Genomic DNA, 13,218 nt, shown 5'->3' with positions numbered 1-13,218 from the left:
CTATGTGATTTTACGAGGATTGTTTCATGCACCGCCCGCTTAAAGGCCGCTCTGCACTTGCTTTTCTGTTTGCCTGCGCCATTGCAACAGGTGCTGCCGCCCAACAGGCCCCGGATGCGGCAGCTTCGGCCCCGACAGCCCCCTGCGGAGGCGATCTCTCCGCCTTTCTTGAGGGCGTCAAGAAGGACGCCATTGCGGCCGGCGCGAGCGCCGAAGCAGCAGAACAGGCACTCGCCGGTGCGCAGATCGATCCCAAGGTCATCAGCCGTGACCGCGCCCAGGGTGTCTTCCGCCAGACTTTCCTCGAATTCTCGCAGCGCACCGTCAGCCAAGCCCGCCTCGATATCGGCCGCCAGAAGATGAAGCAGTATGCCGATGTCTTCGCTCGCGCCGAACAGGAATTCGGCGTACCCGCCGGCGTCATCACTGCCTTCTGGGCAATGGAAACGGATTTCGGAGCCGTGCAGGGCGATTTCAACACGCGCAACGCGCTTGTTACGCTTTCCCACGACTGCCGCCGCCCGGAATTGTTCCGCCCACAGCTGATCGCCCTCATCGAAATGGTGCAGCATGGCGACCTCGATCCGCAGACTAATACTGGCGCCTGGGCCGGCGAAATCGGCCAGGTTCAGATGCTGCCGCGCGATATCATCGCCTACGGCATGGATGGCGATGGCGACGGCCATGTGCGCCTCAAGCAGAGCGGCCCGGATGCGATCCTGACAGCCGCCAAATTCATCCAGCATCTCGGCTTCGAGCGTGGCCAGCCCTGGCTGCAGGAAGTCACCGTGCCGGATAACCTGCCTTGGGAGAAATCCGGGCTCGGCGGCGCCATGACCGCAGGCGAGTGGTTCAACCTCGGTGTCAAGCCGCGCGACGGCAATACCGGCTTTGCCAATCTCCAAGGCGATCTCGTGTTGCCGCAGGGCCGGCTCGGACCGGCCTTCATCGCCTACCCGAATTTCAAGATCTATCTCGAATGGAACAAGTCGTTCATCTACACGACGTCAGCCGCCTATTTCGCGACCCGCCTTTCCGGCGCCCCGACCTATCTGAAGGGCACACCTGAACAGGGCCTTTCCAATGAAGAGATGAAGCAACTGCAGACCAAGCTCGATTCGCTCGGCCATGATGTCGGCGAGATCGATGGCATCCTCGGCTCCGGCACCCGTGTCGCGATCCAGAAGGAGCAGCTTCGTCTTGGCATACCGGCCGACGGCTGGGCAACTCCCGCCCTGCTGAACGCACTCTAATTCCCGGCACCATTCCATCAAAAGTGCACAAGGGTTTGTGCACGGAACCGTCGAAGAAACATAGGCAATTGCTCTCCCGCCACCCGGCTGCATAAATCGGGTGGCGGCTCCCTGCCGATAGGATAAAACTTTCCTCAACGGCAGGAGAAAGCGGCATGGAACAGAGAATGAGCGCGTTGACCTGGGGGCTGCTTGTCCTCCTCGGTCTGATCTGGGGCGGCTCCTTCTTCTTTGCCCGCGTCGCTGTTGCCGAGGTGCCGCCGCTCACCCTCGTATTCCTGCGCCTTTCCATCGCGGCTCTTGCGCTTCATGTCTATATCGGTGGACGTTTCGGCATCTACCCGTTGCTGAAGAGCCGCTGGCGCGAATTCCTCGTTCTCGGCATCCTCAACAACGCCCTGCCCCATGCCTTGATCTTCTTTGGCCAGACGCGCATCGGCGCCGGCCTCGCCTCGATTCTCAACGCCACGACGCCGATCTGGACGGTGCTGATCGCCAATTACCTGACAGCGGACGAGAAACTCTCCTCAGCGAAACTCATCGGCTGCCTCACTGGCCTTCTCGGCACCGTCGTTCTCATCGGCCCGAGCATCACCGATAGCAGGAACCTGCCCCTCTGGGCGCTCGTCCTGCCCGTGATCGCCGCGGTCTCCTATGGATTTGCAGCAACCTACGGCAAACGTTTCAAGGGTGTGGCGCCGCCCATCATTGCTGCCGGCCAATTGACGGCATCCTCGCTCGTCACGCTGCCGCTATCACTCGTCCTCGATCACCCCTGGGCGCTTGCCACGCCGTCGATCAATTCCATCGCGGCCATTCTGGCGATTGCTCTGCTTTCCACCGCCTTCGGCTATATTCTCTATTTCCGTATCATGGCCGCAGCCGGTGCGACCAATGCCTCGCTGGTGACCCTGCTCGTGCCGCCGAGCGCGATCCTCCTCGGCTTCCTGTTTCTGGGCGAGGCACTGGAAGTGGCCGAGATTGCCGGTATGGCACTGATCGGCGCGGGGCTCGTCATATTGGATGGCCGCATCTACCGCCGCTCCAGCGCGATAGCCTGAAATGATTATGCTGCGGTGCGCCATCCTTCTGCCGAAAGCGTGAATCGCGGCCACCGGACTGTAACGAATCGTTAAATTCTGTGAAATTTATTTTCCGATTTTATTTCAGAAGCTTACAGAATGGTCGCCAGACTTATCCACTGCCCTCTTCGGCGGCGCAGCACAAGAAGTACTTCCCAACGAACACATTTCCGACATATTATTAGCCGGTTAACGCGAGGAGACAGACATGGGACTTACGCAATCCTTGAATGTCCTGTTGGTCAGTGCAGCGTTCGCATTCGTCTTGTCCATGCTCTTCATTTGAGCCGATGCGAAGTGTCAAGAACTGAGATACCTACACTCCGGAATAACGAATAACCCCGAACACTGAAAAGCGCATGCCCCGCCCGGCCATGCGCTTTTCTTTTCTCGAAGTCGGTGTCGACTCAGGCAGCCGCGCCGGCCCGTCTGGCGCCTTGGCGCGAGAGGCCGAGATTGTCGAGAACTGCCGAAACCAGCGGCGCACGGTTCATCGTATAGAGATGGAACTCGTGGAGGCCCCGGCGGATGAGATCCTCGATCTGCTCGGCGGCAACCTCGGCGGCAACCTTGGCGCGCTCTTCCGGCTTGTCGTCATATCCGGCGAAACGCTCATCGAGGAAAGCGGGAATGACCGTGCCGCAGGCGCCGGCAAAGCGCTTCAGCTGCGTCAGGTTCTGGACGGGCATGATGCCCGGCACAATCGGAATTCTGACACCAGCGGCGCGCACCTTCTCAAGATAGCGCTCAAAATTGTCGTTGTCGAAGAAGAACTGCGTCAGCGCACGGTCGGCACCGTTCTCTGCCTTCTGCTTCAGCATGTCGATATCGGCAGCCTGATCACGACTTTCCGGATGCTTTTCCGGATAGGCCGATACGGAGATCTCGAAATCGCCGATCTGCTTGAGACCGGCCACCAGTTCCGCCGCATTGGCATAACCGCCAGGATGAGGCTGGTAAGGCGCACCAACGCCGCCGGGGGCATCGCCTCTCAAAGCCACGAAATGCGTGACACCCGCCTTGCGGAAGCTGTCGACGACCTGATGCGTCTCCTCCTTCGTGGCACTGACGCAGGTGAGATGCGAGGCGGTCGCAAGCGGCGTATCGGTCAGGAAACGCGTGACCGTGGACAGCGTCGGCGCCTTGGTGGTGCCGCCGGCACCATAGGTCACGGACACGAATTCCGGATTCCAGTCCTGCAGATCGCGGACTGTGTTCCAGAGCTGCCCCTCCATCTCCTCGGACTTCGGCGGGAAGAATTCGAAGGAGATCCTGATATCGCGGCGGCGAGCGTCGTTTGTCTGGCTCATTTATTCTCTCCCGGCAAATGTAGGTACGGCGCCTTCGCTCTCCAGCGTGGCCATGAGGCGCTTCGGGTCGCGCGCGAGCCAGATCGTAACCGTGAGGCCCTTCTCGCCTTGCTGACCCGGATGAAGATCGACGACCTGCTCGACATCCAGCCCCGCCTTGCGCACCCAGTCAGACATGGCCTGGTGCGAGAAGCCGAGACGGACATGGGCATGTTCGTCGCGAAGATATTCGAGGCTGTGCGGCGCGAGGTCGATGATGACGAGACGCCCGCCCGGCCGCAGCATGCGCGCTGCCTCCGCAATGGCGATTTCAGGCTGATCGAAGAAATGCAGCACCTGATGGATCGTCACCAGATCGAAATCCTGTCCCTCGAAAGGCAGGTTCAGGATATCGGCATGGCGCACCGAAGCCGTGGTGATATGGGCCTTATCGAGATTGGCGCGCGCGACGCTCAGCATGTCACGGCTGGCATCCACACCGATCGCCCGGCGATAACGGCCGGAGAGAAGCTCCAGCATGCGGCCGGTACCGGTGCCCAGGTCAAGCAGGGAATCGATCGGGTTGGCGCCGAGCAGCCTGATGATGGCAGCATCCACCTCTTCGTCTGCTGCGTGCAGGCGACGAAGCTCGTCCCATTCGGCCGCGTTGCGGCTGAAATAGGCCTGAGCTCGTTCGGCGCGTTGGCGTTTGACGGCGGCAAGACGCTCGCCGTCACGCTGGACCACGGGGTCGTTTTCCGAGACATGCTTCAACAAAACCCGCACGACAGCGGCAGCCTTGCCTTCATGCGCCAGCCGGAAATAGGCCCAAGCGCCTTCCTGATAGCGGTCGATCAGTTCCGCTTCGCCGAGCAGCTTCAGGTGCCGGGAGATGCGGGGTTGGGATTGACCGAGAATTTCCGTAAGATCGGTGACGGTGAGATCGCCCGCCGCCAGCAGCGCCAGCAGCCGCAGGCGCGTCGGTTCGCCGGCCGCCTTCAAGACGTCCACCAGCGCATCCAGTCCAAGCCTTAAGGGTTCGCTCATACTCTACCCAATCAAGATATAAAGATATCTTTATGTGATTTGGGTAGCTGAAGCAAGCGGCATTTCAACACTTTGCGAACTTGCCTGTGGTGAAAACGACAGCAGGCAGCAAAAAGCCCCGGACGAGCCGGGGCTTGCGAAAAGCATGAAAAGCCGATCAGCGCGTCAGGCGCTTGTGAGCCTGACTGCCCGGGTTCAGTGCGTCAGGACCGAGTCGGCGGATCTTGTCCTGTTCATAATCTTCGAAATTGCCTTCGAACCACTCGACATGCCCCTCACCTTCAAAGGCGAGGATGTGGGTGGCCAGACGGTCGAGGAACATGCGATCATGGCTGATGATAATGGCGCAGCCGGCGAAATTCTCCAGCGCGCTTTCAAGCGCACCCAGCGTCTCGGTATCGAGGTCGTTGGTCGGTTCGTCGAGCAGCAGGACGTTGCCGCCGGCCTTCAGCATCTTGGCAAGGTGCACGCGGTTGCGCTGCCCGCCCGAGAGATTGGCGACCTTCTGCTGCTGATCACCGCCCTTGAAGTTGAAGGCGCCGCAATAAGCACGCGAGTTCATGTCGAACTTGCCGAGTTTGATCACTTCGGCACCACCGGAGATTTCCTCCCAGACCGTCTTGCTGCCGTCCAGCGCATCACGGCTCTGGTCGACATAGCCGAGATGCACGGTCTCGCCGATGCGGATCGAGCCGGCGTCCGGCTTTTCCTGGCCGGTGATCATCTTGAACAGCGTCGTCTTGCCAGCGCCGTTCGGGCCGATGATGCCAACGATGCCGCCCGGCGGCAGCTTGATCGACAGATCGTTGATCAGCGTGCGACCTTCGAAGCCCTTGGTGATGCCTTCCATCTCGATGACCACCTGGCCGAGACGCTCGCTGACCGGGATGATGATCTGAGCGTCGCCGGGACGCTGCTTTTCGGCGGCTTCTACCAGCTGCTCGTAGGACTTGATACGCGCCTTAGACTTGGCCTGACGAGCCTTCGGGCTCGAAGCGATCCATTCCTGTTCGCGGCTGATCGCCTTCTGGCGTGATGCTTCTTCGCGGTTTTCCTGCAGCATGCGCTTGGCCTTCGCCTGCAGATAAGCCGAGTAGTTTCCTTCGTAAGGAATGCCGCGGCCGCGGTCGAGCTCCAGGATCCAGCCGGTGACGTTATCCAGGAAGTAGCGGTCGTGGGTGATCATCATCACGGCGCCCGGATAGTCGCGCAGGTGCTTTTCGAGCCAGGCGATGGTTTCGGCGTCCAGATGGTTGGTCGGTTCGTCAAGCAGCAGCAGATCCGGCTGCGACAGCAGCAGACGGCAAAGCGCGACACGGCGACGCTCACCACCCGACAGCGTCGTGACATCGGCATCGCGCGGAGGGCAGCGCAGGGCTTCCATGGCCATTTCGACCTGGCTTTCCAGATCCCACAGGTTCTGGCTGTCGATGATGTCCTGAAGCTTTGCGCCCTCTTCCGCCGTCTCGTCGGAATAGTTCATCATCAGCTCGTTATAGCGATCCACGATCGCCGTCTTGGAGGCGACGCCTTCCATGACGTTTTCGAACACAGTCTTGTTCGGATCGAGCTGCGGTTCCTGCTCGAGGTAGCCGACCGTCGCGCCTTCGGCGAGCCAGGCTTCACCCGTATATTCCTTGTCCCGGCCGGCGATGATGCGCAGCACGGTGGACTTACCCGCACCGTTCGGACCCAGAATACCGATCTTGGCATCGGGATAGAAGGAAAGATGGATGTTCTCGAGGATCTTCTTGTTGCCATAGGCCTTGTTGAGGCCGGACATGTGGTAGATGAACTGACGTGCCATACTGGGGTGCTCCGGGCGGAAACTTCAAATCGTGGCCGCTATGTAGGCGAAACCACGCCCGCGGGCAACGCCGAAACCCTGTTTCGTCAGGATTTCGGCATGTTTCCCGTCAGAAACCGGCAGCGTCCACCAGGCCTTCGTCGCAGCCGAAGGAAGTCTGTCCCGCTCCCTGGATCAGGCCGCCCAGCCCCTCCTCGTTCGCAGAGGCTGAAACGGCATCCTGCGAAAGCCCGATCGTCAACTCGCTGATCACGCGCTTGTTGCCGACGCGGCGGCAGCTCATCTTCACACGCTCGCTGGCGCCGGCGCCAAAGCTTTTGTCGAAGGCCGCCTTTATCGCGTCGGCCTTCAGCACCTTGCCGACATTGGCGGCAAATAGATCGCGCACTGCCGAAGCATTAAGATCGTCGATCAGGTGAACGGCGGTGGCGAAATAGTCGTCGGCACTCATCTTCGTGCACGTGCCGTGCTTAATCCATTCATGCCGCTCGAGCCCCGATTGCGTACCCGGCATCGCCTTGTCGAGCGCAGCCTTCGTCTCGGCCGAGAGCGTCACGGCCGGCAGGCTCTTCCAGTCGCTGTCCTTATCGGCAGCCTTCTGATCATCAGGTACGCCGCAATAGTCCTGGCGCATCGGCCAGAGGCCGTGGAGGGAAAAATTGGTGGCATCATAGCGGTCACCGCTCTGGGTGGCGCATTCGGCCTTCTTCTGGTTGGTCTGGCAGAATGCCGGCTGCCAGCTTGCAGCAAGGATGAAGCGTGTGCGCCCGCTTTCCTGCGCGGAAACGGAACCGATTGACGACAGCGAGAGAAACAGGATGGAAACCGAGAGAAATAACTTGCCCATTGATAGCCCCGACAAAGAACATTACAGGAACAAACAAGCATGAAGCCGAAGAATACGCAACCCTGAATCGTAGGTAAAAACACGCTTTCATGCATGAGCGAAACCACAATGTTGCATTTGCCTGGATATCTGGTCTTTTTGGGCGGAGGAGGAATGCATGTTTTCCGAGACGTTGCGGCTTGAAAACGCCGGGGCTTCGCTTGCCTGTCATCATCAGCCCGCGGAGGGACTAGCGCGGGCTATCCTGATGATTTCGCACGGGCTTGCCGAACATTCCCGTCGCTACTGGCGCTTTGCCGAAGCCATGGCCGCAAGAGGCTGTCACGTCTATGCGCATGATCATCGCGGCCATGGCGAGACGACCGCAGCCGACGCGCCACTCGGCCGCTTCGCGAGACGGGATGGCATCGAGCACGTCGTCAGCGATATCGCCGCGGTACACGACTTTGTCACGTCCCGCCATCCCGGCCTTCCGGTCATCCTCCTTGGCCATTCCATGGGCGGCCTGATCGCGCTGAATGCCGCGGCCGATCTTCCCGGCCGCTTCGCAGCGCTTGCCGTCTGGAATTCGAATTTCGCGGTTGGTCTTTCCGGTCGCCTCGCACAGGCGATCCTGCTTGGAGAGCGCATGCTGAAGGGCTCGGATGTGCCGAGCGACATGCTGCCAAGGCTGACATTTTCCGCCTGGGGCAAATCCATTTCCGATCACCGCACGGAATTCGATTGGCTGTCGTGCAATCCAGCCGAGGTCGATGCCTATATTGCCGATCCGCTCTGCGGCTTTGATGCGTCCGTGTCGCTCTGGCTCGACGTCTTTGCCCTCACCTTCCGCGGCATCGAGAAGGAACAGCTTGAAAAGCTGCCGAAAGAGCTGCCGATCCACCTGGTCGGCGGCGGCAAGGATCCGGCAACATCTAAGGGAAAAGCCATTCTCTGGCTGTCAAAGCATTTGAAAAGCCGGGGCTTCTCTCGTATCAGCACGGAGATATATCAGGACATGCGGCACGAAACCCTGAACGAGATCGGCGCGCAATCGGCAATCTCGGATTTCGCCGGCTGGTGCGACGAGGCCCTCCGCACGGTCCCTAGCGAAAGGACCTGAGATGACGAGCATGAGTTCCACACGCCATCCCGCTGCTGCCGAGGTGACGTTCGGCCTGCTCTTCATGCTGCTCTCGGTGCTGATCTCGCCGCTGATCGACATCTTCTCGAAGCTTGCGACGGCAACAATCTCCTCCACCGAAGTGGCCGGCTTCCGCTTCGTGATCCAGGCGCTCACCATGCTGCCTTTCATCTTCCTGCGCGGCGCAAAGATCCAGTTTTCGCTCAAGCAGAGCTGGTATCACGCCGTCCGTGGCGCGATGGTTACCATCTCGATGATCTGCTTCGTCACCACGCTGAAGGTCATGGCCGTTGCCGATGCTATCGCCATCTTCTTCGTCGAGCCGATCATCCTGACGATCCTCGGCAGCATCTTCCTGAAGGAAACGATCGGCTGGCGCCGCTACGCCGCCTGTGCCGTCGGCTTCCTAGGCGCCATGCTAATCATTCAGCCGAGCTTCGAACAGGTCGGCTACGTCGCTCTTTTGCCCGTCGTCAGCGCCTTCTGCATCGCCGTCTTCGCGCTGATGACACGCGTGCTATCGCATCGGGAAGATCCCTGGGCCATGCAGTTCCAAACCGGCCTCTGGGGTATCTTCTTCTGCGCGGTCATCCTGTACGTCGGCTATGGCAGCGGCTCCGACATTATCGGTACGGCCATGCCCGATCTCTCCGCCTTCGGTTATCTGCTCGGCACCGGTATTGCCGCCGCAATCACCGGCATTCTCGCGGCCTACGCCTATCGCGCCGCCCCGGCCTCGACGCTTGCTCCACTGCAATATCTGGAAATCGTCTCGGCCACGGTCTTCGCCTGGCTGGTCTTCAGCGACTTTCCGGATGCGCTGAAATGGCTTGGCATCCTCATCGTCATCGCGTCCGGCCTCTACATCATCTGGCGCGAGCAACGCTTTGCTTCCAAACCTGTATCCGATACATCTGAAGTAACGCGGGCACCCTGAAAATCCGCCGCCCGCAGGAGGAGTTTGGGAGGGACTTGGGAGGAATATGACGCAAGACCTGCAGAAGAAGCCGCCGCTTGCGGGCATCAGGGTCATCGAGCTTGCGCGCGTCCTAGCCGGCCCCTGGGCGGGGCAGATGCTGGCCGATCTCGGCGCCGATGTCATCAAGGTGGAAAATCCTGATGGTGGCGACGACACGAGGCACTGGGGACCACCGTTCGTGGAAGGCGCTGACGGAGAAAACCTCTCGGCCGCCTATTACCACTCCGCCAATCGCGGGAAGCGCTCAATCACCGCAGACCTGAAAAGCGATGAAGGCCAGTCGCTGGTGCGTCGCCTTGCCGCCACAGCCGATGTGCTGATCGAGAACTTCAAGCTCGGAGGCCTCGTGAAATATGGGCTCGATTATGAGAGCCTGAGGGCCGTCAATCCGCGCCTCGTCTATTGCTCCATTACCGGCTTCGGCCAGACCGGCCCTTACGCGAACCTTGCCGGTTACGATTATATCGTCCAAGGCATGTCGGGTTTCATGTCGATCACAGGCGAGCCGAATGGCCAGCCGATGAAGGCAGGCGTGGCGATTGCCGATATCTTCACCGGCATCTACGCTGTATCGGCCATCGAAGCCGCCCTCATCCACGCACTGAAGACCGGCGAAGGTCAGTTGATCGACATGGCGCTGCTCGATGTGCAATCTGCCGTACTCGCCAACCAGAACATGAATTACCTCGTTTCCGGCCGCGCGCCCGTTCGACTCGGCAATGCCCATCCGAATATCTCTCCCTATGAGGTCGTGCCGACGGCTGACGGTTATCTCATCCTTGCCATCGGCAATGACGGCCAATTCCGCCGCCTCTGCGCGATCCTCGGCCTCGTCATCGGTGATGACGAGAACTTTGCGACCAACAAGGCCCGCGTCGCCAACAGAGATGCAGTGCGCCGTCTCGTCTCGACCGAAACGCTGAAATGGCAGAAGGCCGATCTCTTGAAGGCCTGCGAGGACAATGCCGTGCCGGCAGGCGCCATCAATACGATCGAGGAAATGTTTGCCGATCCGCAAATCGTCGCACGCGGCTTGCGCGTCGATCTTCCGGATGCAGCCGGCACGATGATCCCCGGTGTGCGCACCCCGGTCATGCTGTCCAAGACGCCGCTGCGCTACGAACGGCCGAGCCCGCGCCTCGGCGAACACAATGCCGAAGTTCTGGCCGAACTTGAGCAATGGGAGAGGAAGACATCGCCATGAAAGGGATGGGGCTATGAAGAGGACGGGAGGACAATTGATCGTCGAGGCGCTCAAGGCGAACGGAGTCAAGCGTCTTTCCTGCGTACCGGGAGAGAGCTTTCTCGCGGTGCTCGACGCCCTGCATGACAGCGATATCGATGTAATCGTCTGTCGTCAGGAAGGTGGTGCTGCCATGATCGCCGATTGCTGGGGCCGGCTGACCGGCGAACCCGGGATCTGTATGGTCACCCGCGGCCCCGGCGCCACCAACGCCTCCGCCGGCCTGCACATTGCCAGGCAGGATTCGATCCCGATGATCCTCTTCATCGGCCAGGTGCAGCGCGAGGCACGCGAGCGCGAAGCCTTCCAGGAAGTCGAGTTCCGCCGCGCCTTCACCGAATTCGCCAAATGGGTCGGCGAAATTGATGACGCCGCCCGCATTCCGGAATTTGTGACCCGCGCCTTTGCGATTGCCACATCCGGCCGCCCCGGCCCAGTCGTGCTGACATCACCCGAAGACATGCTGCGCGACGAGGTCGAAGCCCCCAAGGCGAAACGTTACACCCAAGTCGAGGCCCATCCTGGCCGCAGCCAGATCGACGATCTCTACCTGCGCCTTCTGAAGGCCGAGCGGCCAATGCTCATCCTCGGTGGCACCCGCTGGGATGCTGATGCGGTCGCCGATTTCCAGACCTTCGCAGAACGTTTCAGCCTGCCTGTCGGCTGCTCCTTCCGCCGCCAGATGCTATTCGATCACTTGCATCCCTGTTACGCCGGCGACGTCGGCATCAGCATCAATCCGGCGCTGGCGAAAGAGATCAAGGAAGCCGACCTGCTGATCCTGCTCGGCAGCCGCATGTCGGAAATGCCCTCCTCGGGCTATACGCTGCTCGACATCCCCTACCCGGCACAGTCCCTCGTCCATATCCATCCGGATCCGTCCGAACTCGGTCGCGTTTATCGTCCTGACCTCGCCATCTGCGCCAGCCCCGCCGATTTCGTCAGGGCACTCGCCGATCTCGAAGCGCCGGCCGAACCGCGCTGTGCCGAACGTACCGAGCGCATGCACCAGGCCTATCTCGCCTGGTCGAAGCCGCCGGCCACAGGACCGGGCGCGGTGCTGATGGGACCGATCATGGAATGGCTGGAGGCCAACACCAAGCCGGACACGATCTTCACCAATGGCGCCGGGAATTATGCCACCTGGGTGCACCGCTTCCACCGCTTCCGCCGCTTCAATACACAGGCGGCCCCAACCTCAGGCTCCATGGGCTATGGCCTGCCGGCCGCAGTCGCCGCCAAGCGGCTCTTTCCCGACAGGGAGGTCATCTGCTTTGCCGGCGACGGCTGCTTCATGATGCATGGGCAGGAGTTTGCCACTGCCGTGCGCTACACCCTGCCGATCATTACCATTGTCGTCAATAACGGCATCTACGGCACGATACGCATGCATCAGGAGCGTGAATATCCTGGCCGCGTCAGCGCAACCGACCTCACCAATCCGGATTTTGCTGCCCTTGCACGCGCCTATGGCGGCCACGGCGAGACGGTGCAAAAGACCGAGGAATTCCCATCCGCCTTCGAACGGGCGCGCGACAGCGGCAAGCCGGCGATCATCGAAATCAAGCTCGATCCGGAAGCGATCACACCGACCCGGACGCTCTCGGAAATCGCACAAACAAAAAGCCGGTGAGTACGTGAACTAGTCCAATTCACCACTCACCGGCTTCGATTTTTCGCTACAGGGTGCTGTTAGTCGAGAGCAGCCGTAACGATGAACTCAACCTTGTACTTCGGCGCGGCGAGCTTGGCTTCGCTCGTGGCACGGGCCGGCGGGTTTGCCGGATCAATCCAGCCTTCCCAGACGGCGTTCATCTCTGCGAAGTAAGCGATGTCGGAGAGATAGATGATCGTCTGCAAGATCTTCGACTTGTTGCTGCCGACAGCAGCCAACAGACGGTCAACTTCGCCGAGTGCCGACTTGCACTGATCGGTAACACTTTCGCCTTCACCGACCTGACCTGCGAGATAGACGGTGTTGCCGTGAATAACGGCACCGCTCATGCGGGCGCCTATGTCGATACGCTTGATGCTCATCATGTTCTCCTGTTGATCAAATGAAAGACGCCGCTTGAGAGCATCGGACCGAAATTATGGAGCGGTTTTCGGGTAATCCGATGCTTGAACAGAAAAGCTGAAGCGGCGGAGGTGATTCCGTTTTCTTCCCACCGCGGCCGACGTTTGATTATGTCCGGGCCAAGCCGGATCAGGCGCGGATGTGGTGCGTCTTCTGATAGATCGCCGTCGACCGTGCGCCGGAGCGGCAATAGCCGAGCATCGGGCGATCGAATTCATCGAGCGCGTCGACCATGCCCTGCACGGCTTCTTCGGTCACGCCCATAGGGCCGACAGGCACATGGCTGATCTGGAGGCCAAGCTCCTTGGCACGAGCTTCGATCACGGCAAAGGGCGTCTGGTCCGGGCTTTCGCCATCCGGACGATGGCAGACGATGGACTTGAAGCCGAGTGCCTTGATCTGGTCGAGCTCGTCAACCGTGATCTGGCCGGAAACGGAGTATTCATCGTCGATCTGGCGGATATCCATCGT

At 60.4% G+C, this 13,218-nt stretch carries 12 protein-coding genes; 6 read left to right on the top strand and 6 right to left on the bottom strand.

Annotation, left to right across the window (positions count from 1 at the left end; translation table 11 throughout):
- The first annotated feature begins 26 nt into the window (after positions 1-26).
- The gene (locus tag FHX08_RS02800) at positions 27-1,253 is read left to right on the top strand and encodes a lytic murein transglycosylase (RefSeq protein WP_132653783.1); all 1,227 of its coding nucleotides are present in this window, start codon (positions 27-29) and stop codon (positions 1,251-1,253) included.
- Between the two features lie 155 nt (positions 1,254-1,408).
- Complete coding sequence (locus tag FHX08_RS02795) at positions 1,409-2,314, top strand: DMT family transporter (protein WP_132653782.1); 906 nt, start codon at positions 1,409-1,411, stop codon at positions 2,312-2,314.
- Between the two features lie 428 nt (positions 2,315-2,742).
- Here the strand turns inward: FHX08_RS02795 and metF are convergent, their stop codons facing one another.
- The 4 genes from metF to FHX08_RS02775 form a co-directional block, all read right to left on the bottom strand.
- Entirely contained in the window at positions 2,743-3,645 is a 903-nt protein-coding gene (gene metF / locus FHX08_RS02790; RefSeq protein WP_132653781.1) for a methylenetetrahydrofolate reductase [NAD(P)H], read from the bottom strand.
- The gene (locus FHX08_RS02785) at positions 3,646-4,671 is read right to left on the bottom strand and encodes a metalloregulator ArsR/SmtB family transcription factor (protein ID WP_132653780.1); all 1,026 of its coding nucleotides are present in this window, start codon (positions 4,669-4,671) and stop codon (positions 3,646-3,648) included. It abuts the gene before it with no gap.
- A gap of 157 nt (positions 4,672-4,828) precedes the next feature.
- On the bottom strand, positions 4,829-6,478 hold the full coding sequence (gene ettA / locus FHX08_RS02780; protein ID WP_132653779.1) for an energy-dependent translational throttle protein EttA: 1,650 nt from the start codon (positions 6,476-6,478) through the stop codon (positions 4,829-4,831).
- A gap of 109 nt (positions 6,479-6,587) precedes the next feature.
- Positions 6,588-7,325, bottom strand: coding sequence for a ribonuclease T2 family protein (locus tag FHX08_RS02775; protein WP_132653778.1), 738 nt, complete (start codon positions 7,323-7,325; stop codon positions 6,588-6,590).
- A 157-nt stretch (positions 7,326-7,482) separates the two neighbouring features.
- On the opposite strand from FHX08_RS02775, the gene FHX08_RS02770 reads away from it, so the two are divergent.
- Genes FHX08_RS02770 through FHX08_RS02755 form a run of 4 tightly spaced genes read left to right on the top strand, consistent with a single transcriptional unit; the run spans position 7,483 to position 12,303 of the window.
- Positions 7,483-8,427 (top strand): alpha/beta fold hydrolase, encoded by a 945-nt coding sequence (locus tag FHX08_RS02770; RefSeq protein WP_132653777.1) that lies wholly within the window; start codon positions 7,483-7,485, stop codon positions 8,425-8,427.
- A gap of 1 nt (position 8,428) precedes the next feature.
- Entirely contained in the window at positions 8,429-9,385 is a 957-nt protein-coding gene (locus tag FHX08_RS02765; RefSeq protein WP_132653776.1) for a DMT family transporter, read from the top strand.
- 46 nt (positions 9,386-9,431) lie between these two features.
- Entirely contained in the window at positions 9,432-10,631 is a 1,200-nt protein-coding gene (locus tag FHX08_RS02760; protein WP_132653775.1) for a CaiB/BaiF CoA-transferase family protein, read from the top strand.
- 13 nt (positions 10,632-10,644) lie between these two features.
- Positions 10,645-12,303: a thiamine pyrophosphate-binding protein gene (locus tag FHX08_RS02755; RefSeq protein WP_132653774.1), complete on the top strand. Its 1,659-nt coding sequence runs from the start codon at positions 10,645-10,647 to the stop codon at positions 12,301-12,303.
- 59 nt (positions 12,304-12,362) lie between these two features.
- Here FHX08_RS02755 and FHX08_RS02750 read toward each other — a convergent pair whose 3' ends face one another.
- On the bottom strand, positions 12,363-12,707 hold the full coding sequence (locus FHX08_RS02750) for a RidA family protein (protein ID WP_132654310.1): 345 nt from the start codon (positions 12,705-12,707) through the stop codon (positions 12,363-12,365).
- Positions 12,708-12,876: 169 nt separating this feature from the next.
- A complete protein-coding gene (locus FHX08_RS02745) occupies positions 12,877-13,215 on the bottom strand; it encodes a TIGR01244 family sulfur transferase (RefSeq protein ID WP_132653773.1) in 339 nt (112 codons plus the stop codon).
- Positions 13,216-13,218 lie beyond the last annotated feature (3 nt).

Source organism: Rhizobium sp. BK529 (assembly GCF_014194105.1).
Classification (GTDB): Bacteria; Pseudomonadota; Alphaproteobacteria; order Rhizobiales; family Rhizobiaceae; genus Rhizobium.
Note: the sequence above shows the minus strand (reverse complement) of the source record. Positions and strands in the feature narration are given on the sequence as shown.